Consider the following 24,892-nt stretch of genomic DNA (forward strand, 5'->3'; position numbering starts at 1 on the left):
TGAATGAATTGTAACAGTTGTAAAATTCATTTACTCGGGGACGCTTGCGACGCATTATCGCATCCGCATTACTTCAATCGATAATAGTTATCATTAACAACGGAGGTTCCCGTGAAACCGACAGCGACGTTCAATTTAAGCCTTATTGCCACCTCTATTCTTTTGGCATCTACGCCTTCTTTTGCCAGTGATGACGTAGAAGTCATTCAAGTGACGGCAACCAAAGCTCAACCTGTTGATATCAGTATTGACTCGGATGCACTCGACAAATCTCAAGCCCAAGACTTGAACGACATCTTCCGTAAGCAATCTGAAGTAAGCGTTGGTGGCTCTTCCGGTGTCTCTCAAAAAATCTATGTTCGTGGTTTAGAAGACACCATGCTAAATGTCTCCATCGATGGTGCAGAGCAGTCTGGTAGCTTATTCCACCACCAGGGTCGCCTGTCTATTGAGCCTGAACTGCTTGAAAAAGTAGAAGTGAATGCCGGTGCTGGCCGCGCAACCAATGGCCCTGGCGCTTTGGGTGGTTCAATCAAGTTCACCACCAAAAATGCCGATGACCTACTGGCGGCAGATCAACAATTTGGCGCCCAAGTGAAAGGCGGCTATTACACCAACAATGGTGGTAAAAAAGCCTCAGCAAGCCTTTATGGCCGTGTCTCAGACAACTGGGGGATTCTGACATCATTCGGCTACAACAAGGGTGATAACCTTGTTAATGGCGACGGCGAAGAAGAAAAAAACACCGCATATGAGCAAAAAGTCGCGTTAATTAAGCTTTCAGGTGATCTAACCGATACACAAGCATTGTCATTGAGCTACGACTACCGTAACGATGACGGCACCCGTTTGATCAAGCCTCATATGCAACCAGTCGAGTTTAGAAACAAGAATGTACCTATTCGACAAGAAACCGAACGCCAAACCATTACGGCTAACCACCAGTGGACCCACAGCAGTAGCATCAATTTAGATTCGGCTCTGTACACCACAGCGAGCAAACTCGCGCACATAGACAACCCCAGCTACGGCACCAGTGACGGCACGATCACTACGAACGGGGGCAAGATATTCAACACCGCAAACTTTGCAAGTCACACTCTAATTACGGGTGTCGATTACAAAAAAGACGAAGTGCGCTTCGCAACGGGCGGGAAAGACCACACTGAAGATGGCACCGTTTACGGCGTCTTTATTCAAGATGATTGGCAGGTAACCCAAGCGTTATTACTTTCAGCAGGTGCTCGTTACGATTGGTACAAGCTGGATGAAGATGGCCACTCTTCATTTAGCTCTAGTGGCTTTAGCCCGAACGTCAGTGCCAGTTACTTCATTACTCCTGAAATTAACGTTCATGTCAGCATCGCTCAAGCCTTTAGAGGCCAGCAAACCAAAGAAATGTTCTTAGTGGGTTGGGCCGTCAACGATGAAAATCGAGTTGCTGAAGAAGCCACTAACAAAGACATTGGCGTGAAATACGCGAAACAATCTTTCACGGCTGGTGTCACTCTGTTTGATAACAAAATTGAAAACGTCGTAGGCAAAACCAAAATTAACGGCAAGACCGTCATGGCTAACTTAGGCGAGCTTCGTACCAAAGGCGTAACCGGTTATGCAGGGTATGAGTTTGATAAAGTATCGACTCACCTTAGTTACAACCAATCTCGCCCTGAATTAAACGGCAGCCCATTACGAGATTATGACTTCAACCTAGGCACATCCATTGGTGATACATGGGTGCTGGATCTAAATTACCAACATAACGACAGCTTAGCGTTCGGTTGGAATAGCCGCTTCGTAGAAAAACTGACGCATGTTGCAGCCGGTGAGTCTGAAAAAGACGCTTACGATGTTCATGACATCTACGCACGTTGGCTACCAATGGCAGGCGATGACCTAGCGCTCACACTCAGCATCAAAAACCTATTCGACAATTACTACAAAGACCACGCTTCTTGGTATGACTACGGTTACGCGCAGGCGGGTCGAGATGTTCGCTTCAATGCCAGTTGGGCATTTTAAACTTAACTCCTAGTTAAAAAAGGAATAACAATGACTAAGTCTCAATCTCTGGTTCAACACATACTGCTCGCCGCCAGCTTACTTTGCGCGAGTGTTGCCACCGCGAAAACCATCACGATTGAACACCCGATGGGAAGCACAACGGTGGAAACCAAACCGCAACGTGTTGTTGTATTGGGTATGGACAGCTTAGATGTGTTAAATGCGCTTAATATCGAGCCTATTGGTGTGGTGAAAAAACCCATGCCAAAGTACCTAGATAAGTACCAAGCGGATCAATACACATCGGTTGGATCACTCTTTGAACCCGATTTTGAGACTATTTTTAACCTAAAACCTGATCTGATTATTGTCAGCAATCGCAGCTCTGAATCCCTCAAAGAACTGGCTAAAATCGCTCCAACGGTTTTATTTATGGCCGACAGCAAAGATTACTGGGCTTCCACTCAAGATGCATGGCGCATGATTGGTCAGATTTTTGAAAAGGAACAAGAAGTTGAAGACAAGATCTTAACCTTGAAAAACAAGATCAAAGCCATCAACACCAAAGTCACCAACGAGAACTACAACGCTCTAACGGTAATGAGTAGCGGCGGTAAAGTGTCGGCATTTGGTGCAAGCTCGCGCTTTGGTAGCATTTACACCTTATTCGGATTCACTGAAACCGTCAGCGATATCAAACAAGCTCGCCACGGTGACTTAGTGAGTTTTGAATTCATCGCGACCGCCAAACCAGACTTCCTATTCATTCTTGATCGAGACACTGCCATCGGAAAAATAGGTACAGCAAAGAACAAATTTGATAATAAGCTAATCCAAGGCACTCAAGCCTACAAAAACCAGCGCATGACGTACCTTAACTCTTACGCGTGGTATATTTCGGCCAGTGGTATTACCGCCACAGAACTCATGGTAGATAACATGGGCAGTGCCCTGAATTAAACTGCGATAAAACTTGGAGCATGGCAACCATCAAGTAGCCAACCACTAAAGGCTTTGACTTTGCCCTGCTCCCAATCAGCCCCTAAGTCACCGTCAGTATTCACGATTAAATAATGCTGACTTTGACTGGGTAACTCAAATGAGCTCACTCGAACTAACTCACCTTGTTTGAGCGCATCTTCCACTAAGAGTGAACGCACATAAAGCGCACCTAACCCTTGTATCGCTGCTTCAATCCCTAACTGAGAATGTTCAAATTGAAGGTGTGGCGTATGTATTTCGCCGTCATATTCTTGAACTAAAAACCAATCTTGCCAACTTTCCTGATAACCAAAGACTGCGATTTTTTTGCATGATGCGATGCTATCTAAATCATCTTTAATCATGCCTTGTTTTTTAATAAAACTGGGGCTAGCTACGACTAACCACTCCTCATCAAACAAAGGGGTCGCATTATGGTGCTGAAATTGGCCATAGCCGTTAATGATCTCTATATCGACACCGCCATTTTTCTGAGGGTAAGAGTTGGTGGTCGTCAGCATTTTTATGTCGATATTAGGATACTTTCGTAAGAAATCGTCCAATCTAGGAATCAGCCATTGTTGTGCAAAACTATTGGCTACTCGTAAGGTTAGCGTTTGTTTTTTATTTCGTTCAAAGAGGTGCTGCGTGCCTCTTGATAGCGCATCAAAGGATTGAGTCAATAAAGGTAGGTAGTATTGCGCTTCTTCGGTGAGCAGTAATTTTGTGCCGTTCCGTTCAAACAATTTAGCATCAAGAAAGTGCTCTAACTGTTTAACCTGCTGGCTTACTGCGGCGCGAGTCACATTCAGTTCAACGGCAGCCAACGTCAGGCTGTTTAGGCGAGCCGCGGCTTCAAAAGCACGTAACGCATTCAATGGCGGAAGTTGGCGCATATAAGTTCAAATAATGGCTGGCTAGATCCCTACAATCTAGCACAGCATTATGACAGCCATATGATGCCTGTCCTTTTAAGATTAGGCCTAGTCGAGGCAAGAGTTACTTCACTTTATCTGCTTTACCTGCAGGGCCTGCCAATATCGATAACCACTTATCCCAAACCATAGGTTGTTGTTCTTTGTCTTCTGCGGCTTCTTTTCGTCTAACCGCGTCTCGAACCATCATAGCGCCAAGCCAACGGATAGGCTCTGGTGGAAAATGCCCTCTTGGCCCAGTTGTTAAACCGCACTTTACCCATTGGTCACTCAAACCAAGGGCCATCGATGCCAGTATTTTTCCTCCGATGCGAGTCTGAGCCACGCCATTTCCGGAATACCCCAGCCCATAAAAGACATTATCTTGGTGTTTAATGTTGCCGAAAAATGGCAAGCCAGTCACGGATCGATCCGAGCCTCCCGTCCAATGGTGTTCGATAGAATCGGAGGGGAATTGTAGAAACAAAGACTGAAATGAGCGTATTAGCAGCCCTAAGTATTGGGTCGGTCGGTGGAACATAGGGTCCACTTTGTTCGCAAACGAGAAATGGTTACCGCCTTTGCCTAGCATTAAACGTCCATCACGAGTATCTCGGTAGTAGTGCACAAAAATACGTGAATCTACCACGGTCGCGCCTTGTTCTGGCCCCAAGGTTTTCATCTGTTCAGGCATGGGTTTTGTGATCACCATGTCCGATGACACCACCACAATGCTGCGTTTAAATTGGCGGAAGTGATCCAACATCCAAGCATTAAGCGCCAGAATCACTTTACCTGCGGTGACAACGCCATTGGGCGTCACCACCTGAGCAGGCTGACCATATTTAAGCTCCGTCATTTTTGTCTGCTCGTAAAGCTCAACGCCCATTTCGATCGCAACCTTACGCAGGCCTCTTGCGAGCAAGGCAGGCTGAACACTGGCAGCATGTTCAGAATAATACCCTTCAATGTGTTTATCTGAACCCGCTTTTTGTTTTAACTCATTAGCTTGTATTGGCGACCATGAATTAATACCAAGACGTTTCAGCTCTTCTACAACCGGGGCCATTCCGCCTTTTTGAGCGGTGTTGGTAGAGGTGTAGTAGGTACCGTGACGATACAGCTCTGCGTCAATGTCATGTTCAAGGCAAAACTGCTCTATTTCGCTGATCACACACTCAGACTGTTCGACTAACCACTTGGCTTCACTTTCACCATAGAGCTTTTTTAATGTCGGATATTTGGTGGCCCAAGTAAGCATACAACCACCATTCGCACCCGAAGCGCCACTGCCACATAGGCCTTTTTCTATCACAGTGACGTTTAGCTCTGGCTGTTGCTGCTTAATTATAATTGCACTCCAGAGGCCAGTGTAACCACCACCAACAATGGCGATGTCAGTTTGAATGTCTTGGTTTAGTTGGTGTACCGTCACGTCACCTTCTTTTTTTAATGCATCTTGAAACCAGTATGAGTAATGAGGTTGCATGCTGTTGATCCTGTCGTTAAATTACAAGCAGAATAAGATGCAAATTCACCTTCAACCAGCCAGAAATACTAACGCTAAGCAGCAGTAAATCTATCGCCTATAACTGTCTTCCATTCATTAAACTTTCACACTAAAGGCTCAAGGATAAGGTGCCTGTCCTTTAAAGAAGGTAACCGCTATGCCTGCGTTATTAAGACAATGCAGTAATCAGCCCCAACACAATCAAGCCGACTCCAACACCTCGCGTGGCGTACCATTTTTCTTTCAAAATCAATACGCCCATGGCTAAGCCAAACACAATGCTAACTTGTCTGAGTGCTACCACTAAAGACACGTTTTCCGTCATGCTCATGGCGTACAACACTAAGGCATAGGTTCCCCCCATCATCACGCCAGCGATCGCCCCTTTTTTCCTGATCTGCCATGCTTGTGAAAAGGCGATATTGTCCCGTTTAATCATCAGCCAGATCACAAGGGAAAGCACCATAGACCAAAACTGCACGGCTAAATAGAAAACGGCGCTGCTCACTGAGCTGTGCATGCCCGCCACTGTTATATTGAGTAAATCGATCGCTTGCTTATCAATAATGGAATAGCCGGTTGTTCCTATGGCAGCAACCACGGCCCACAACACTCCTAGGTTAAAATAAGACGACCAGTTAAGCTGCTTAAAATTCGTTAACGGAACCAGCAAGCATCCGACGGTCAACAGACTAAATCCAACCCACTGATGAACGTCCAGATTTTGCCCCAACAAGTAAGTACCAAAACCAACCATGAGCACTGGCATCGCACGTGCTATCGGGTATATAACGCCAATATCTGCTTGCTGATATGCGTTGGCTAACCCAAGTAGATACACCGCTTGGCACACGCCACTTAACAACACCAACATCATAAACTCTACTGGCCAGTCAGCGCTGCTTGCGGACACTAAAAACCAAACAATGAATGGTGTTAAAAGCAAAGCAGGTGCCAATGCAGAAGCGAGAAAAAATGCACTGCCCGATCCTTGATTAGATTTTCCAATTAAGTTCCAACCAGCGTGCAACAGAGCCGAGAAAAGCACCAATAAAAAAGCGAAAAGAGTCATGTGTGGCCTTGATTATCCTAAATATAAAAATGGCTTCCTTAAAAAGGAAGCCATTGAAAAAGGTAAAGTAGTAATGCTAGCGGGCGAGTTCCGCGACCGATTCAATGCTGATCGCATCATGGCGCCAATACTCGATATCACAATCAATTAAATCGCCCGCTGGGTTGTAATTGGTTCGTTCTACCACCATCGCAGGTGCTCCTGATGTCGCTCGCAACGCCGCAGCGGTTTCACCTAACAAAGATGTCGTGCCAATTCGATAGCGCGTTTTTTGATATACCACGCCAAACTGCTCGCGGTAAATATCCGTCAGGGATAACGACAAGTCAAAATCCAATAAATTTGGAAACAATTCAGGGCGAATAAAGTTGGTGACGAACACTACGGGCCTATCTTCCAAATATCGCACTCTGTCGACTCGGTACACATCAGAAAAAGGAGCAAGGCTTAATAGTTGTGACGCTTGTTTACTGGCAAGCATCGCTTTGGCGGCCAGTAACTCGGTTTTCGGTTTTCTACCTTGCGCTAACGCCATCCCAGTAAAATTTAAGGTTTGGGTTGGGTCATAGCGTAGTGGCTCTGGGGCAATAAACCAGCCACGGCGGTCTTCGCGGTACAACTTTCCCTCCGACTCTAACAGCGACAGCGCTTCACGTAGCGTGACTCGCGTTGTATCAAAGCTTTCTGCCAACTTTCGTTCCGATGGCAGTTTTTGCCTTGGCTGCAACATGCCTGAGTCTATTTGTTCGACAATCACGTCTTTAATTTTTACGTACTGCACATTACATCCTTTATCGTTTACGCCACGCTTGAGTTCGCGCTTCTAACCATCCGCCCACTACCATGTGAGTTAGCTTTGCCCCAGCGGCTGTTATCATGATCATCACAGCCATTGCCGCAGCCGATCCGGTTTGACCAGCATCGTCCATATTCAATACAGAAACGGACGCAGGAATGGTATCGGTAGAGTATAAGAATACTACCGCAGAAGTGGTGGTGAGTGCATTAATAAACAAATAACCTGCAATGTCTAAGATGGCCGGTAAGCACACGGGCACCGTGACTTTCATGAACAATTTATATTGTGGCAAATTCACGGAAGCAGCCGTTGCTTCAATTTCTACTGGCATTTGCTTTAAGGCGGTCAATGCGGTCATATGCCCGACCGTGTAATAGTGCACTACAGTGTTTATCACAAGAATGATCATGCCACCGTACAAAAAGCTTAATGGGTTACTCGCGTCATTAAAAAAGAAAATGTACCCCAAACCAAGCACCAAACCTGGCACGGCCATCGGCACCACACTCAGCATTTGCATCAGCTGACGCAAGGGCGAATACGCATTGCCTTTTTCAACGCCATACGCCCCAATGAAAATCACAAAGGTACCGATAAGTGCTGTCCAAGAAGCCAGTGTGAGTGAGTTCCAATACGGGCTCCATCCATAGGTGCTAATTTCTGCAAAGTTATAATTGCTTAACGTCAGCGCTTTATTCCAAGGCCAAAACGTTACAAGCGATCCATACACCGCCATCGCAAGTACGGCCACAATCGCCGTGCAAATCACAAGGCAATAAACAAAGCTCAACCAATCTCGGATTGGGTTCGGTTCAGGTTGATAAGGAACCGATCGAGTATCAAACAAGCTTTTTTGTTTCTTTTGCACCCAACGATCAACCACAAAGGCAAACAATGCGGGTAGGAGAAGCAAAATACTGGTGACCGCGCCCATGGCAAAGTTTTGCTGCCCAACGACTTGTTTAAAAATGTCGGTCGCTAATACGTTGTAACTGCCGCCAATCACCTTGGGCACACCAAAGTCACACACCACCAAGGTAAACACCACAATCAAAGTGCTGATCAGTCCATACTTAGCAGCAGGCAGCGTCACAATAAAAAAGGTTTTAAAAGGCGATGTTTTTAGTGCTCTGGCGGCTTCATAAAGCCGTGCATCGGATGTGCGCAGCGACGTGGTTAGGATCATCAAAGCATGGGGAAAGGTCCAAAAAATCAAACCTAATGAGATACCTATAACGCCATAAATAGACTCTCCCGCTAGCCACTCTTTTGCAATGCCTTGATTACCGAATAAGAATATCAAACTGATCGCGGGTAATAACGACGGGGCCAAAATGGGCGCACTGCCCAGTACTTTAAACACGCTTTTAAACGGCATGCAGGTTCTGGTCAGAGCGAAAGCAAAGCCAAATGCCAATACTCCGACAACACTGGTAACCACGAAGCCCAATGTTAAGGTATTGCCTAAAGAGTGCCACAAGCTTTCTGATGAAAAATACTGATTGAAGTTTTGCAGCCCAACAAACTGTCCATCGCTGTTTTGCACACTTTTTTTCAGCATCGCCCAAATTGGCAACACAATAAAAAGCCACATAAAGAGCAAGAGCGAAGCCAACACAGCCAGAAGAATCACCCTGTCTTTGCTCATTTTTTGTAACCAAACAAACATCATAGAACGCGGCTGAGATCGAGTCATAACGGATTCCATTTTGATTACCTACGCTGCTATCTGCTGACGCGGCTTTTGGTAGCCTCGCACTTGTTCTTGCTGAATTTGCATCCGGCAAATGTCACCCACTTTGAAATTTAGTTGCTGTGCTCGGTTTATCGCTACATCAACATAAATGGACGGGGCCATCGCCTCAAGTTGAAGCTGACATTCCATTCGATAACAGGCACCTTGAAATTCAATGCCCAGAATCTTCGTAGGGATGCCTTCCTGATCTTGGGGATGCAAATCAATACTTTCAGGGCGAACGGCCAAATCGAACTGTTCGCCTGTGCGTGGGGTAAAGTTCTCTAGCTCAATGGCACCAAACAAGCTTTCTGCTATGCGCATTTGCTGACTATTCACCAATGACGTGGGGATAAAATTCATGCTGCCAACAAACTGGGCGACGAATCGGCTGGCCGGTTTTTGATAAATTTCCTGCGGAGTGCCGACTTGCTCTATCACGCCATGGTTCATGACGACAATGCGGTCAGCCATCGACAAGGCCTCTTCTTGATCGTGCGTCACCATGATGGTGGTAATGCCCAACTTTCGTTGCAATTGGCAGATTTCATCACGTAAATGAGTGCGTACTTTGGCATCCAGTGCAGAAAGCGGTTCATCGAGCAATAACAAACCTGGGGAAAGCGCCAGAGCACGCGCCAATGCCACGCGCTGCTGTTGCCCGCCAGAGAGTTGATTAGGATACTTTTGCCCCGATGTTGGCAAGCCAATCGTTTCAAGCCACTGAGCCACTTGGCTTAGCGCTTGTTGATTCGACATACCTTTATTTTTAAGCCCAACCGCAATATTTTCTTCCACGGTTAAATTAGGGAAAAGCGCATAAGATTGGAAAACGATGCCAAAATCACGCTTTTCAGGCGGCAAGAAAGTGGTGTCTTGACCTGACTGGAATATTTCGCCGGTAGTCGGTAAATCGAGGCCAGCAATCGCACGTAATAACGTTGTTTTACCGCAACCAGAGGGGCCTAAAAAACTGACAAACTCGCCCTGTTTTATGGCTAATGAAATCTCTTTCAATGCACTAAACTGGCCGAATTTTTTGGTTAATTTATTGATGTTCAAATAAGGTTGATTCATTGTTTCGTCAAACTCTTTAATTGGTATACACCAATATTAATATTCAATTATGTCACATGCATGACAAATCATGAAAAAGGAAGGCCGAAACCTTCCTTTATTATCTTTTGTCTCACAGTTTATGGAGCCATATCTATCGTTAACGGCCCCAACCCATGCATCGAGATTAAGACTTAGGTTCTGACTTTGAATCGAACTTATCAGACCATGTTTTCAATACACTAGCTCGCTCACTGCCCATGCGTGCGAAGTCCATTTTCGCCATCGACTTATCGACATCTGGGTAATTCGCCACTTTCTTGGATACATCCTTATGCCCAACCACTGGGTAGCTTTCAATGTAAAGTTGGTTGGCGTTTTTCGATACCGACCAATCGACAACGCGCTTCGCTGCGGCACTTGGCTTAACTAGGCCAACTGCTTCAGATTCCCAGCCAATCCCTTTAGGTAAAATCACCGACAATGGCGCACCTTGCGTTTTTAACTTAGCGCCACGTGTGGCCATTGAAATACCAATCGCCACCTCTCCCATACCCGCTTGAACACATGGTTTAGAGCCAGAGTGAGTGTAATGAGCAATATTGTTATCCAGCTTGCGCATGTAATCCCAAGCTTGGTCTTCACCCATATTTTGTAACCAAGCCGATACCTGCATGTAGCCTGTCCCCGACGACGCTGGGTTTGGCATAGCAATATGACCTTTATAGATTGGCTTGGTTAGGTCTTCCCATGACGTTGGTTTCGGCAAGTTGAGCTGTTTTGCCACAATATCGTTGAAACAAACTGCATTAAAAAACGCATCGTTTCCATACCAAGCTTGGCCGCTTTGTGGGTCATTCAAGCTTGGGCGAAGTGCTTCTACACCCGCTGGTGTATAAGGTTTAAGGATGCCTTTGTCTTTTAATAATGCCATCGAAGACCCAGCCAAACCCCACACGACTTCAGCGCGAGGGTTATTTTGTTCAGCTAACAATTTCGCAGTCATGATGCCCGTAGAATCACGAACCCATTTAATTTCAATATCTGGGTTCTCTTTCTCAAATGCTACTTTGTATTTCGCAAGCATGTCCGTTTCAAATGCGGTATACACCGTTACTTCTTGTCCTGCATGAGCTTGTGTAGCCAGTAAAGCAACGATCGCGGCCAATAAGCCTTTCATCAAACGGTTTTTCATCATCTTCTCCAATTGATTGTTTGGTATGTACCAGTTGACGAGACTCAAATTACCGCCTTTAGATGACGAAAACATGAACCGAATGTGGCAGTTTTACGACAGATTAATTAAGAACACGCTTAATTAATTTGCTATATGAAAGTTTTGTGAAATTGAATCGGAACGTCTTTTTTCAATCGGAATCCCTTGCTAAGGTATCTTCATTAAATTGGTATAGTCCAAAAAAAAGAGACCCGATAATGAAGAACGAATATTTGCTGCTAACACCTGGTCCTCTGTCTACGTCAAGCACGGTGCGAAACGCAATGCTCAAAGACTGGTGTACTTGGGATGATGAATACAATATCGACGTTGTTGAAGTCATTCGATCTAAATTAGTTGCCCTAGCCACGCAACAACCCGGCTATACCAGCGTACTTATGCAAGGCAGTGGCACAGCGTCAGTTGAAGCCACGATTGGTAGTGTTATTGATAACAATGGCAAACTATTAGTGGTTGATAATGGCGCTTATGGCGCACGCATTGCCCAAATTGCAGACGTACTCAACATTCCATGCCGTGTGGTTTCCCCTGGTGAGACATCACAGCCAGACTTGAACGAAATGGAAACCACACTGGCCATGGATACCGACATCACTCACGTTGCCATTGTGCATTGTGAAACGACCACCGGCATGCTCAACCCGATTGAGCCCATCGCAGCCATGGCGAAAAAGCACGATAAAAAAGTCATTTTAGATGCCATGTCGAGCTTTGGCGGCATACCAATGGACATCGGTGAGCTAGGCGTCGACTTTATGATTAGCTCAGCCAACAAGTGCATTCAAGGCGTTCCTGGTTTTGGCTTTGTTATCGCTAAGCAATCTGAGTTGGAAAAATGCCAAGGCCTTGCTCGTTCACTAAGCCTAGACTTGTTTGACCAATGGCAGTGCATGGAGCAAAACAACGGTAAGTGGCGCTTTACGTCTCCGACTCATACGGTACGAGCATTTCACCAAGCACTTCTAGAGTTAGAGCATGAAGGAGGCATAAAAGCCCGCGCCAATCGATATAAGGCGAATCAAACCACCTTAGTTGCCGGCATGAAGGCGCTAGGCTTTACGCCACTACTGGACGAGTCACTACACTCACCAATCATTACTTCTTTCTATTCACCGACTCACCCAGATTATCAATTCAACGTCTTTTATGAGCGTTTAAAAGAACAAGGCTTTGTTATCTACCCTGGCAAGGTATCCAATGCCGATTGCTTCCGAATTGGTAATATTGGTGAAGTCTATCCCGCTGATATTGAACGCCTCATTGAAGCCATTCAACACGCTATGTACTGGCAGGTAGGCGCATAATGAGCACTCATTTTAAAAATGAAGGCGACATCAACACCACACCAGCAAGGCAAGAATGGAGCGAATCTATTCAAGACCCAACCATCCAAACCTTGCTAGAGCGCGATGCAAAGGTGTTCCTTCATCAAGCCATGTCAACGCCGTGCCTCGACGCGTTAACCGGGGCCGAAGGTATTTATTTGCAAGATGCTGCAGGTAAGCAATACATGGATTTTCATGGCAATAACGTACACCAACTCGGTTATGGCCACCCTCACGTGTTACAGCGTGTGCAACAGCAAATGGCCGACTTGCCATTTTCACCAAGACGCTTTACCAACCAAACCGCCATTGCTTGCGCTGAAAAGCTCAGCGACATTTGCGGTGATGAACTTAATCGTGTGCTGTTTGCTCCGGGTGGGACTTCGGTAATTGGCATGGCGTTAAAGCTGGCTCGTCATATCACGGGGAATTATAAAGTCGTCTCCCTGTGGGATTCATTTCACGGCGCATCACTGGATGCCATTTCTGTTGGCGGTGAAGCCTGTTTCAGAGAAGGCATGGGGCCACTCATGGCTGGCGTTGAACGAATTCCACCCGCGGTGAGCTACCGAGGAGCACTGCCTTCTCAAGATGGCAGTGACGTTCACTATGCCGATTACCTTGAATACGTTATCGAAAAAGAAGGCGGCATCGGCGTTTTCATTGCGGAAGCCGTTCGCAACACCGATGTGCAGGTACCAAGCAAAGCCTACTGGCAACGCATTAGAGAAATTTGCGACAAACACAACGTCATGTTGATCATTGATGACATTCCAAATGGCATGGGTCGCAGTGGTGAATGGTTTACCCATCAAGCCTTTGATATCGATCCAGATATCTTGTGCATTGGTAAAGGGTTTGGTGGTGGTTTAGTGCCTATAGCTGCCATGGTCACCAAAGACAAATACAACACCGCAGCGCAAATATCTTTGGGTCATTACACCCATGAAAAAAGCCCTATCGGCTGCGCGGCCGCACTGGCCACCATGGAAGTGATTGAACAAGAAAATCTGCTCGCTAAAGTACGCCAAGACAGCGAATTCGTTAAAACATCCTTGCTGGCTATGAAAGAAAAATACCCAATCATTGGTGACGTACGTGGCATTGGCCTACTTTGGGGAGTGGAACTGGTCACAAACCAAGTCAGCAAACAACGAGCTTTTGACGAAGCGGAAGCGGTGCTCTATCAATGCCTTAATCAAGGACTTAGCTTTAAAGTTTCTCAGGGCAATGTTATCCAACTCAGCCCTCCATTAATCATCACCCGAGAACAACTCACACAAGCGCTGGCTATTTTCGAGCAAGCGATTGAAAACGTATGTAAGGAATTCAAACATGTCTGATTCATCTAGTAGTCCGATCCAAGCCGTTATCTTTGACTGGGCTGGCACCATTGTCGATTTCGGTTCATTCGCGCCAACGTCTATTTTTGTTGAAGCGTTCAAAACTGAATTTGATTTTGATCTCACGATCGAAGAAGCTCGTGTCCCTATGGGGCTTGGCAAATGGGACCACATTCAAGCGGTAGGCAAGCTGTCCTCTGTCGATGCTCGTTGGCAATCCCAGTTCCACTGTTCAATGGACAGGCATGATATCGACCGCATCTACGCAACTTTCATGCCTTTGCAAAAAGCCAAAGTTGCCGATCACGCAGAGCCTATTTTGAACGCAGTGGAAGTGGTGAACAATCTAAAAGATAAAGGCATTAAGATTGGGTCATGCTCAGGCTATCCTCGCCAAGTGATGGATGTACTCATTCCTGTCGCAGCGGACTACGGCTACAAGCCAGACTGTGTCGTCGCGACCGATGATCTCTCTCACGGAGGGCGCCCGGCGCCTCATATGGCGCTCAAAAATGTTATTGAGCTTGGCGCTACCAGTGTGAGGGCTTGTATCAAAGTAGACGATGCTGCTCCTGGCATTGAGGAAGGCCATAACGCAGGTATGTGGACAGTTGGCTTGCTACTTTCTGGCAACGAAGCGGGATTAACGTATCAAGAATATTTGGATGCCGATGAAGCAACGCTAAATTTGGCTCGTGAAAAAGCGCGCACCAAACTGAATAAATCAACACCACACTACTTGATTGACACGATTTCAGACTTGCCTGACGTCGTGGCGGATATCGAAAAACGTTTGTTACAAGGCGAGCGCCCATAACCCACTAGAGATAGCCGTATGAAATAGATCACCCAAATAAAAGGGCTTCTACAAAAGGAGCCCTTTGCAATTGAGCCTATTTTGCCTACAATTCCAGCCAATTATTTCTATCACTCATTTTGGCTACCATGAACAAAAGCTTAATCACCAACCTCGTTGCGCTATCTTTGCTTATCGCAGGTTACCTAAGTGGCAATCAACTGGCGCTTTACGCCGGACTGTTCGCTTTCTCTGGCGCTATTACCAACTGGTTAGCGATCCACATGTTGTTCGAAAAAGTTCCGGGGTTGTATGGTTCAGGTGTTATCCCTGCTCGTTTTGAAGAATTCAAAGCCGCAATTAAATCCTTGATGATGCAGCAATTTTTTACTCAAGATAATATTGACCGTTTCTTAAGCAAAGAAATGGACGCAGGCAAAGCGCTTAACCTTGAACCCGTTATTGAAAAAATTGATTTCGAAACGACGTATGATTCTTTAGTCGAAGTCATCAATAACTCTCAGTTTGGCAGCATGCTTGCAATGTTTGGTGGCTCAGAAGCTTTGGAGCCCTTAAAAGCGCCTTTTATCGAAAAGATGAAAGAGTCTGTGATTGATATCAGCAAGAGTGACGCGATTAAAGACGCCCTCAAAGAGCAATTAGAACAACCTGAAATGTTGGGAGAAATCGAAACCAACATCGAAAACATCATCGACCAACGCTTAAATGAACTGACACCTCAGTTAGTCAAAAGCATGGTGCAAGACATGATCAAAGCTCACCTCGGTTGGCTTGTTGTTTGGGGCGGCATCTTTGGTGGCATCATCGGTATCATCTCTTCGTTCATAGCTTAACGCCCAAGAAAGCGCCCATGAAAGGACAGGCTTCCCAAGAAACTCTTTAACATGCCTGTCCTTTTAAATCCCTTTTAAATCCACCTATCTATCATCCCAATAAATCCCCTAACATTTTTGTCTTACTCTCCTTTAATTTCACCTTTTCAGAATAAATGTGCGAATCTTGCACGACAAATGCGCACGTTAACACCCTTACAGTTCAGTAAGTTCGAGTAAATAGGGGGGAATATTATTGGCTAATCTGGCAGCGAAAAACCGGATACACGGATATATCCTCTACGTCTCGCGATAAATTTAATCATCTGCTTAGTGCCAATCATGATGGATCTCGGTCGCTCTAATTGAGTCGTAATTTCAAGCCAGTCTTGCCTAGTAATACCTATTCGCTCAAGTATAGGTGGTAACTGCTCATCAATATGGCCTCTTTTATTGGCACGAAGCTCTCTACCCGTCCAATCCACTAATTCAATATAATCCAGTAAGTTATAAGGCACATGAGCAATATCTTCATTACCTAATGAATCGATAAACGGGTGCATGCAAGGCAACCTTTGGCCCTTATTTTGTAACTCTTTGATCCGCTCTTTCAACGATATATGCCGAGATTGTTCAGGTGTCTTGGCTGACCGACTGCGCACAGGATTCAATTCATCATAAACCATCGCACTCAAAAGGCCTTTTTCATCGAGTAATGCTTGGCTTTTAAATCGACTTTCCCAGAAGTGACCAGTACATTGATCTTCTCCGTTTGCTCTTTTCGCCATATAGAGATTCACTTCTTTCATAAACCAATCTAGGCCGAAAAGACGGTTTCTCCAAACCTCTACGGTACGCTTCACACTCGCAAGTTCTGCTTCTGTAAGAATAGCTCCTTCTAAGCTTTTCTTCACCAACGCGGGTAAGTGGTGCAAAATACTCCAACGTTGTATCACTTCGTCATCTGATAAATTAAGTGCCTGTTCTTTATCGATATATACAACAGTATGATAGTGATTATCCATCACAGCGTAAGAGCATAGTTTAATACAATAAACGCTGGCTACGTGCCGTAATCGGTCTTCAAGCCACACTCTTCTATGCTCATAATCTGTGTTTGTTATCCGGTCAACCCCACACAGAAAGCCGCGCCTTACGCATCGAACAGTACAATGATAATAGCGGGTCGTTTCCAGGCATATTTGTTGCTTTCGAGGTATTGTCATGTTGATTTGGGCGCTTATCAAAAGTGATTAGAATAATGCTAGTGGAAAAAACTTGGCGAGACACGGTCAGAAAGCAAAACCTCGACGCAAAGAGTACAAACATGAAATTGATGGGTTTATAAATTGCTAATCACTTAAGGTGCCTGTCCTTTGAAGTCCTTTTCACTCTTTAGCAGTAGGTTTGACCTGAGGCTAACTTTGTTCGCTTTCATTCGGGTATGATAATCGGCTTTTAAAAAGCGATAAGAAGTATTGTGAACTGGTCTTTTCTCCCTAAACGTTTCGAATTCATTGCCATTGCCATTCTTACGGCCTTAATTGGTTTAATGGTGTTAGTTGTGCCAACGCCTGACTTAACTTCTGTACTTAGCGACAGTACCGGTTCTATGCTAGACATTCTCACTATGTCAGCAGGCCAAGAGGGATTCTTATACACGACGGCGCTTTTGTGTTTGTTACCTTTACTATTCCGCTTACCGCTACCCAAGTTATTTGAGGTTTACGCGAAGTTTGGCGCGTTATTGGTGTTGAGTTTTGTTCTTAAAACCGGCATGAAACACATCACAGAAGTGCCTAGACCTTACACACTACAACTGAGTCAGTCAGAATTGGTCGTATCACCTGAAGACTTTTACGCTCACAACGCCGCTGAACGCGAGTCCATCATTGAAGAAGCCAAAGATACATTCAGCCCTTGGCGACTAAAGCATTGGGAGGGAGAAACAAACTACTCCATGCCGTCAGGCCATACTATTTTCGTGGCTATCTGCGTGATGTTTTGGGGTGGTTTTTTATTGGCTCAGCGACAAAAAACACTATTCACACTATTGATCGTTTGGGGCGTTGGAGTGGGCTTTAGCCGCCTGTGGCTTGGCATGCACTGGCCGTTAGATGTAATGGTGTCTTTGGTATGCGCGGCATCGTTAAATTTCTTGGTTCCCAATATCACAGCGCCAGGTTGGATTAGCCAAATTACATTTAAAAAACGCAAAGCATAAATAAGAAAACAGAGTTTCTAATCAAAAACAGCGGCTGCTCTCGCTTAACGTTAGCGAAAGCAACCGCTGTTTACAGTGTAAATTCCAATCGGTTGAAGTAGAGAGTTTAGGTAATAGCACCGCTATTCAATAACTAAGCTGCCGTCTTCGTTAAATTGCCAGAAATCAGCGTAAGCCACCTCCCATAAATGGCCATCTGGGTCGGTGAAGTAACCACTATACCCTCCCCAAAATACATCTTGAGCCAGTTTTACAACTTTGCCACCGCTTCGCTCTGCAAGGGCTAATGTTGCATCGACTTCTGATTTTTCTCTCGTGTTGTGAGCCAAAGTTACGCCCGAGAACCCTGTCGTTTACCCGCAAAATCTGGGGATACATCTTCAGCCAATTTATCTAACGGATAAAGCGCAACACAAACGCCTTTTGTCTGAAAAAATACGATCCCAGCATCCACTTTACTGGTCGTTGGGAAGCCAAGATCTTGATAGAAATTACATGAACGTTCTAAATCGCTCACACCTAAAGTGATAATACTTACGCGTGGTTCCATGAGTGTCCCATCTAAGTTCAGATTATTGATTTCACAGTCTAGGATCTAACTCGCAACAATGCATATTTGTCGCTAAGTTTTGCCACCACCTACGCAGTTACGGGCCACATTGCTAACTTAAAAACGCTCAAAGATCATTAGTACATTCTTGGTTCACCACGATAGATGACCCTATCATTCCCCCGATAAACACCAAACGTAATCGTCGCTCTTGGGTTTTCATCCCCTCGACCATCCCAATTGTAATGCAAATGCTCCATGTTACCGGTGTTGACCCCTTCACAGTGTAATCCGGTTTCGAAGCTTGTTGGCACAGCCCCAATACGTAGCCACAATTTCACTTGTTCGCGTACATCGTTGGTGACTTGATTTTGTATTGCAACCAAGTCGTCCGAATCACCAACAGTCACGTTACCTGCCCCTGTCATCGTTACCGCGGTTGCTCCAGACGTTGGCCAAATTCTTAGGCGACAGAAGTTATCACTGTTAAAAGCACTGCCACTATCTAGCGTATTAATCACGAAGTTGCTGCCATTCCAATATTCCGCTTTTAACGGAACCGTTAAATTGGCACCACTAATGCCGCCAATATCTGACATCGTCATCCGGCCATATCGTACATCTAATTCTTCTGTTAACCCTTTAACGTCTTTCACTCCAGAGCCATCATTTCTGTATTCATCAGTACTATCAAAGTAAGTACAGCCTTGCGTGGCGCAGTTTACCGTTCCTTCGTTCACTTCCAACCCCATTCGAACTCGATACGGGCCATCAGGAATCGTCTTCAGTGGCGATGACGACTCTTCTACTCTGTTGAACTTCAAAATAGAAATAGGTATACCCAAGGTGCCAGCGGACCAATCCGACTCCCAACCACTGCTGGATATGGTACTCATATCGATTCGACTGGTAAGATCATTCGTTGTTGGTGACGTTTTACTGGCATCCACCGCTTTAAGTTGAATCGCCATCACGTAGTTCGTCAAATAAGGGTAATTTAGCGTTGTTGTATTTCCAACAGCTTGAGCAGCAACTTCGAATTGCGCCCCAAACCCTTGCTTCATGTAGGTAAAATTACTTTGTCCTTCATTTACCACACTGCTGCTCAATGCAAAATGGTCAGGATAGAAGCGTCCGATAGCGGCTATACCTTGCTCTACTGCACCCAAAGCATAATTAGGGAAATCCGCTTGTAACCATAAACTTCCCACTTCACTCCAACTTAAATTGGAAATCACCAAACCACTCTGCGCTTCACCTGTAGTGGTAAAATTATAGTGTTGGTCCGTTGTACTCGGTTGAATCAAAGCGCCAGGTTCCTTGCCTGCAGGGGTATGTAAGGCATGAGAAAGCTTAACGCGAGCAAACTGCCCACCCGCCGTATAATAATTGGGCGTGGTTGGTTGTGAACACAATACATCCGAAATCACATCGTTATTTCCATCCCCGGAATCATCCCCTGAAATAGCAGAACCCAACCAAGTTACGGGCTTAATAGTGACGCTAAATGCTTCTCCTGCTTTTGCAAAGCCATTACCCGAAGTGGCTGTTCCTGTATGACCTTGGTTCAAACCGGTCGAAGTAATATTACAGATTGCGAAGGTATGAGGCCGAGAATGAACAAGCATATCGCCAGTCACACCTCCACCGACTTCTTCAATAGAAACACTGACTGTCCCCGCATCGGCATAATGCACTAAAGCTGTGCCTACCCCACTAGAAAAAGTGATATTCCCAGTCACAAGGCTCGCATTTAAATTACCTGTAACTGGCAACATTTTCGCAGTGGCTGACACTTCAAGACTTTTAATCCCCTCATAAGATGGAAGCACAGTGCCAGTATTATCTACTGCCTTTATTGTCACCGTGGTATTTTGACCGGCAATCATCAATAACGGACTGGGTTCAAAAATAAACCCATTGATTTCAAAATTATACTTTCCTGCGCTCGCATTAACTGTTGGCTTTTCGACCCATACGGCACTAATATCCACTTCGGTTTGGACAGAACTAAAAAGGTAATAAGTAACAATACCGGCTTGAATTGGAATAGAGCTAGCATCCGTTAAGCATGTACTGGCTTCCGACACCTTCCAACAAACTTGCGCCCCTCCAGAGTGAGTAAGGTTCAGATTGCCATAGGCGTTACCATCTACGGCTCCTTGGCTATTAACAATTGAAAATGTAATTGGGATCGATTGATTAACCACCTGAGTTGCAGACATCGGACTAATATTGAGTTGCTGGGTATCATTATTACAGCTTGATATGTCACCGTTGATGACAGAAGCGCCTTTAAGGCCAATATCAAAAGCTGCCACAGCACCAGTTAACTGACTACTACCAGTGATCGAAAATTCATTTTCCGTTATAACAAATCCTGTAACTCGTACATCGTTAAGAAATTTGGCCTCAGCGTCGTCACCATGAACGATGATATTTAGGTTTCGGGCAATGCCATCCAAAGCAGAGCCATTGCTCAAGTTCATGTTCGCTTGAGCGGAGTTGTCCATCGTAAATTCATTCGCATGAAGAAAAACCTCCCCATTCGTAAATATCCGAGCGTTGCCAATAATTTTTATTTCATCAGCCCAATAGTCTCCTGCGTTCAAGGTAACGTGGGCATCTCCGGAAATCGTGATTTCACCAAAAAAACCTGAAGACAATGTGTGTGTTCCAGAAGCAACCGAATAGTTACTACTTCCAGGACTGTAAGACGCAAAACTATAGTTAGGCACCATTAAGCTCGGATCGGCAACACACGTCCCAGTATCACAACTGGTATTAGGTGTAACATTTATGCTAGCAAAACCAACTCTATTATTAGGTACAGCCCCAGTAATTTTGGACGACCCAACCATTTTTAGCTCTCCATCTGTATCCCAAGTTTGGACAGCTCCAGTAAACTGAGTACATTGTTGTACAGTAAAGGGCACTTCAAAAATAATGTAACCGAGCGTTTCTACAATATGCATACGCTCTGCATCGGTATCCTGATCTTCATCAACCATAAAACTGGATTTAGCCGTTTCTAGCCGACACCGTCGTACCCAGCCACCATCGCCACCACTACGAGTATTTTTGGAGGCAATAATAATAGGCACCACATCGTAAGGACTGTCGTAATCAGCGTATGTCTCACAACCAGTACTTACAGGGTCACCTGTGTTGTATGAATTAGTCGTTTGCTGGGTTTCAATACTAAATTTGATGTCATCTTTTTCACCACTTCCCACCGCCGCAAGAAAACCAATACGTTCATTCTGAGTTGGGTAACCTCTTTGGTCTATTGACTTTTTACCATCAATTTCAGAACGCTCCAGAGCCATGTCAAAACGGTTACTGTTCACGTTATATACGGTAGAGGTTAACCAAAAGTCCGCGCCATTCGCCACACTTTGTACTTGGTGAATAATACCGGGTTTCGAAGCAAAGCCCGTAAAACCTTGGCCGTTGAACTGATTGTATTTTACCCTTTCTCTTTGGTTTCGATTGGGCGGGCGAACCACAGGCGTCCCAGGGTTAATATCTATATCTATTCTAGTGCGAAACTTATTGGTATTAATGTCACCTGCTAATACTTGAACACCACTAGAGAAGTTATGAACCCCTTTTTCAATCACGAGGTAATCAATGACCTTCATCGGCAAGTCTTGCATGCCTCCCGGCTCTGTTGTATTAGGGGCGAATTTCTGCTGGAAGCGGACGCGAGTCGTGTTGACATCTAAAATACGAATGGTAGATGGACGATCGGTTTCATCTTGAAAACTAACGGTGTCCATGAAAAACACCAAGGGAGCAGTTGCATAGGTTTCATCAAATATGATTTCACAAACCGTATCAATGCAATCAGCATGTGGAAAAGCGTTAACATTATAACGTCCATACTCTAACTCTAGTGCTAAGCTTGAAAAGCTCACCAGCAGTAACAAGACACCAAGCAGTCTTAATATGAGCCTCATTTAACAACCAATCATTAACTTATACCTACATAAGCCTAAGATTAGAACACATTCAATTACATAAATGTTTAATTGCTAACAAAAAACGAAAAAACCCAGAATAATCTGGGTTTTTTATTACATGATTTTATAAATGAAAAACTTAATTTTTCAGCTTATAAAACACCGTCGCGAGTGGCGGAATTTTTAACGCCAGAGACTGCGCTAATCCTTCACTCTCAATCGCTTCGGTTTGAGCATGTTCAATGACCTCAAAGCCGCTACCGTTATAAGTATCAGCGTCGGTATTAAGCAACAACTCATAACGACCAGCATTAGGCACACCCATACGGAATGCTTCATGCGGAACAGGGGTGAAGTTTGAAATAACCAACACGCGCTCACCGGCTTCACTGATACGCTCATGAGCCAGAACACTGGCTTCACTTGCATCTTGTAAGCGCCACTCAAAACCTGCAGGTGCACAATCTTGATCGTGCATTGCAGCTTCATTGCGATACAACATGTTAAGGTCACGAGTTAGCGTTTGAAGGCCTTTGTGACGATCAAAGTCGGTCAAGAACCACTGCAGTTGGTCATCATGATTCCACTCACCTGTTTGGCCAAACTCAGCCCCCATAAAGTTGAGTTTCTTACCTGGTTGACCATACATGTAACCCATGTAAGCGCGAAGATTGGCGGTTTGCTGCCATTCATCGCCCGGCATTTTCTCGTGAATGGAGCGTTTACCGTAAACCACTTCATCATGAGACAGTGACAGCACGTAGTTTTCACTGTGTGCATACACCAATGGGAATGTGATGGTGTTGTGGTGATATTGACGATGAACCGGATCTTCTTGGATGTAAGATAAGCTATCGTGCATCCAGCCCATGTTCCACTTAAATCCAAAGCCTAAACCACCCATGAAAGTAGGGGCGGAAACACCAGGGAATGCCGTCGATTCTTCCGCTATCGTCATGGCGTTCGGGAAGTGTTTATACACCTCTTCGTTCATCCATTTTAGCGTCCAAATCGCGTCGTGGTTTTCATTACCACCATCGACATTCGGAATCCATTGATCGTGGCTACGTGAATAATCGAGGTACAACATAGACGCAACGGCATCCACACGAATACCATCGATATGGAATTGCTCGAACCAGTACAAAGCATTTGAGACTAAGAAACGGCGAACGTGCTCTCGGCCCATGTCATAAATGTATGAGTTCCAGTCTTGATGCCAGCCACGGCGTGGATCTGGGTCATGGAATAATGGCGTACCATCGAAGTTAGCTAAGCCGTGATCATCTGATGGGAAGTGCGCAGGCACCCAATCAAGTACTACGCCAAGGCCAGCTTGGTGACATTGATCAACGAAATACTTGAAGTCGTCAGGTGAACCAAAACGGCTGGTTGGCGCAAATAAACCAACAGGTTGGTAGCCCCAAGAACCATAGAATGGATGCTCTGAGACCGGCATCAGTTCAATATGGGTATACCCCAAATCGACCAAGTAAGGGATCAGCTGTGCGGCCAATTCACGGTAATTTAGGAAGTCGCCATTTTCATCACGACGCCAAGAACCCGCATGCAGCTCATAAAAAGACAAAGCTTCTTTAGTCTTAGTACTCAATGGGCGATTCTGCCATTTACTATCTTGCCAATCATAACGGGCATGGTCGTAAGTTACTGAGGAAAAAGAAGGGTATTGCTCTGCATGAAAACCCCATGGATCGGCTTTATGTGGTAAGCCTTCACCGTTTGGACCTTTAAGCTCATACTTGTACGATTCACCTTCCGCAAGCTCGGGAATAAAAATACCCCAAATGCCGTAATCCAAGCGCTGCATTGGCGTACGGCGACCATCCCACTGATTAAAATCACCAATAAGGCTAGCAGCAGTCGCATGCGGAGCATACACAAGGAAACGAGTACCCGAGATAGATTTACCGTCTCTTTCGATGGTAACGAACTGTGCGCCCATTTCATGGTACATCTGCTTTGGTGCATGCAGATCATCGTATTCGGCATACAGGCCGTGATACTGATACGGGTCATCAAGGATTTGCTCATCACCAGACCAATTCACCGCCAAACGGTAGTGAGTAAAGGTAAGATCATGTCTTTGCGTTAATATAAAGCCGCTTGCATCTTCACGCTCAAGTGCAATGCGTGTGTTATCTTCTAGCACCAACTGAACACTGTCCGCCCCGGGCATCCATACTCTTAAGAAAACCCCTTCATTTTTACAATAAGGGCCTAAAAAAGAAAACGGTTCTGCAAAGGCAGCTTGAGAAAGTTGGGTGTAGGCTTTTGTAGATTGTGTTTTTATATTCAATGCCTTTTCCCCTGACACATATGAGATATCTCTCATTTCAACCCATGCATAACAAGGATTGATATTCCATTATTATGAAAAATGCTCGCCCTTAAAGGGCGAGCACTTAATTCACCCCTAAGGATGAGACTTTACCGTATAAACGCACAACAAAGTGTGCTCAGTCTACCATGGTTCTTACAAAGTGACAGTGCTTGCATAAATTAGGCAACTCCTTATACCACTTTGTTT

Annotated in this window: 17 protein-coding genes and 1 pseudogene; 7 read left to right on the forward strand and 11 right to left on the reverse strand. The window is 45.2% G+C overall.

The genetic code is table 11. The annotated features are described in order from the left end of the window. The first annotated feature begins 111 nt into the window (after positions 1-111). Together QWZ04_RS16815 and QWZ04_RS16820 are read left to right on the forward strand one after the other, a co-directional pair. Positions 112-2,022, forward strand: a complete 1,911-nt coding sequence (locus tag QWZ04_RS16815; RefSeq protein WP_290329410.1) for a TonB-dependent receptor domain-containing protein — start codon at positions 112-114, stop codon at positions 2,020-2,022. A gap of 30 nt (positions 2,023-2,052) precedes the next feature. Next, complete coding sequence (locus QWZ04_RS16820; RefSeq protein ID WP_290329411.1) at positions 2,053-2,964, forward strand: siderophore ABC transporter substrate-binding protein; 912 nt, start codon at positions 2,053-2,055, stop codon at positions 2,962-2,964. On the opposite strand, the gene QWZ04_RS16825 is transcribed toward QWZ04_RS16820, so the two are convergent. The 7 genes from QWZ04_RS16825 to QWZ04_RS16855 form a co-directional block, all read right to left on the reverse strand. Continuing rightward, complete coding sequence (locus QWZ04_RS16825) at positions 2,961-3,881, reverse strand: LysR substrate-binding domain-containing protein (RefSeq protein ID WP_290329412.1); 921 nt, start codon at positions 3,879-3,881, stop codon at positions 2,961-2,963. The genes QWZ04_RS16820 and QWZ04_RS16825 overlap by 4 nt on opposite strands. Before the next feature lie 103 nt (positions 3,882-3,984). Beyond that, entirely contained in the window at positions 3,985-5,388 is a 1,404-nt protein-coding gene (locus tag QWZ04_RS16830; protein ID WP_290329413.1) for an FAD-dependent oxidoreductase, read from the reverse strand. Between the two features lie 190 nt (positions 5,389-5,578). Further along, positions 5,579-6,481: an EamA family transporter gene (locus QWZ04_RS16835; RefSeq protein WP_290329414.1), complete on the reverse strand. Its 903-nt coding sequence runs from the start codon at positions 6,479-6,481 to the stop codon at positions 5,579-5,581. Between the two features lie 76 nt (positions 6,482-6,557). Next, on the reverse strand, positions 6,558-7,262 hold the full coding sequence (phnR, locus tag QWZ04_RS16840) for a phosphonate utilization transcriptional regulator PhnR (RefSeq protein ID WP_290329415.1): 705 nt from the start codon (positions 7,260-7,262) through the stop codon (positions 6,558-6,560). A 10-nt stretch (positions 7,263-7,272) separates the two neighbouring features. Further along, complete coding sequence (locus QWZ04_RS16845) at positions 7,273-8,952, reverse strand: putative 2-aminoethylphosphonate ABC transporter permease subunit (RefSeq protein WP_435433627.1); 1,680 nt, start codon at positions 8,950-8,952, stop codon at positions 7,273-7,275. A gap of 45 nt (positions 8,953-8,997) precedes the next feature. Continuing rightward, entirely contained in the window at positions 8,998-10,092 is a 1,095-nt protein-coding gene (locus tag QWZ04_RS16850) for a putative 2-aminoethylphosphonate ABC transporter ATP-binding protein (RefSeq protein WP_290329417.1), read from the reverse strand. Between the two features lie 166 nt (positions 10,093-10,258). After that, a complete protein-coding gene (locus tag QWZ04_RS16855; RefSeq protein ID WP_290329496.1) occupies positions 10,259-11,269 on the reverse strand; it encodes a putative 2-aminoethylphosphonate ABC transporter substrate-binding protein in 1,011 nt (336 codons plus the stop codon). Between the two features lie 236 nt (positions 11,270-11,505). Between QWZ04_RS16855 and phnW the strand changes: the two genes are divergently transcribed. From phnW to QWZ04_RS16875, 4 genes are all read left to right on the forward strand, one after another. Further along, the gene (gene phnW, locus QWZ04_RS16860; protein WP_290329418.1) at positions 11,506-12,612 is read left to right on the forward strand and encodes a 2-aminoethylphosphonate--pyruvate transaminase; all 1,107 of its coding nucleotides are present in this window, start codon (positions 11,506-11,508) and stop codon (positions 12,610-12,612) included. Next, on the forward strand, positions 12,612-13,976 hold the full coding sequence (locus QWZ04_RS16865; RefSeq protein ID WP_290329419.1) for an aspartate aminotransferase family protein: 1,365 nt from the start codon (positions 12,612-12,614) through the stop codon (positions 13,974-13,976). The genes phnW and QWZ04_RS16865 overlap by 1 nt, the downstream gene beginning before the upstream one ends. Next, positions 13,969-14,793, forward strand: coding sequence for a phosphonoacetaldehyde hydrolase (gene phnX, locus QWZ04_RS16870; protein ID WP_290329420.1), 825 nt, complete (start codon positions 13,969-13,971; stop codon positions 14,791-14,793). Before QWZ04_RS16865 ends, phnX begins: the two co-directional genes overlap by 8 nt. Before the next feature lie 128 nt (positions 14,794-14,921). Then, positions 14,922-15,626 carry a DUF445 domain-containing protein gene (locus QWZ04_RS16875; RefSeq protein WP_290329421.1) on the forward strand — a complete coding sequence of 235 codons (705 nt, stop codon included), beginning with the start codon at positions 14,922-14,924 and terminating at the stop codon, positions 15,624-15,626. Between the two features lie 239 nt (positions 15,627-15,865). Here the strand turns inward: QWZ04_RS16875 and QWZ04_RS16880 are convergent, their stop codons facing one another. Then, positions 15,866-16,633 carry a hypothetical protein gene (locus QWZ04_RS16880; protein ID WP_290329422.1) on the reverse strand — a complete coding sequence of 256 codons (768 nt, stop codon included), beginning with the start codon at positions 16,631-16,633 and terminating at the stop codon, positions 15,866-15,868. Positions 16,634-17,085: 452 nt separating this feature from the next. Here QWZ04_RS16880 and QWZ04_RS16885 point away from each other — a divergent pair, with 452 nt between their 5' ends. Next, on the forward strand, positions 17,086-17,829 hold the full coding sequence (locus tag QWZ04_RS16885) for a phosphatase PAP2 family protein (protein WP_290329423.1): 744 nt from the start codon (positions 17,086-17,088) through the stop codon (positions 17,827-17,829). 122 nt (positions 17,830-17,951) lie between these two features. Here QWZ04_RS16885 and QWZ04_RS16890 read toward each other — a convergent pair. The 3 genes and pseudogenes from QWZ04_RS16890 to glgB form a co-directional block, all read right to left on the reverse strand. Beyond that, a pseudogene (locus tag QWZ04_RS16890) lies at positions 17,952-18,379 on the reverse strand (VOC family protein). A 137-nt stretch (positions 18,380-18,516) separates the two neighbouring features. Then, positions 18,517-22,341 carry a DUF6701 domain-containing protein gene (locus QWZ04_RS16895; RefSeq protein ID WP_290329424.1) on the reverse strand — a complete coding sequence of 1,275 codons (3,825 nt, stop codon included), beginning with the start codon at positions 22,339-22,341 and terminating at the stop codon, positions 18,517-18,519. Positions 22,342-22,483: 142 nt separating this feature from the next. Beyond that, positions 22,484-24,661: a 1,4-alpha-glucan branching protein GlgB gene (gene glgB / locus QWZ04_RS16900; protein ID WP_290329425.1), complete on the reverse strand. Its 2,178-nt coding sequence runs from the start codon at positions 24,659-24,661 to the stop codon at positions 22,484-22,486. Positions 24,662-24,892: the final 231 nt, after the last annotated feature.

Source organism: Vibrio tapetis subsp. quintayensis (genome assembly GCF_030409945.1).
GTDB classification, from domain to species: domain Bacteria; phylum Pseudomonadota; class Gammaproteobacteria; order Enterobacterales; family Vibrionaceae; genus Vibrio; species Vibrio quintayensis.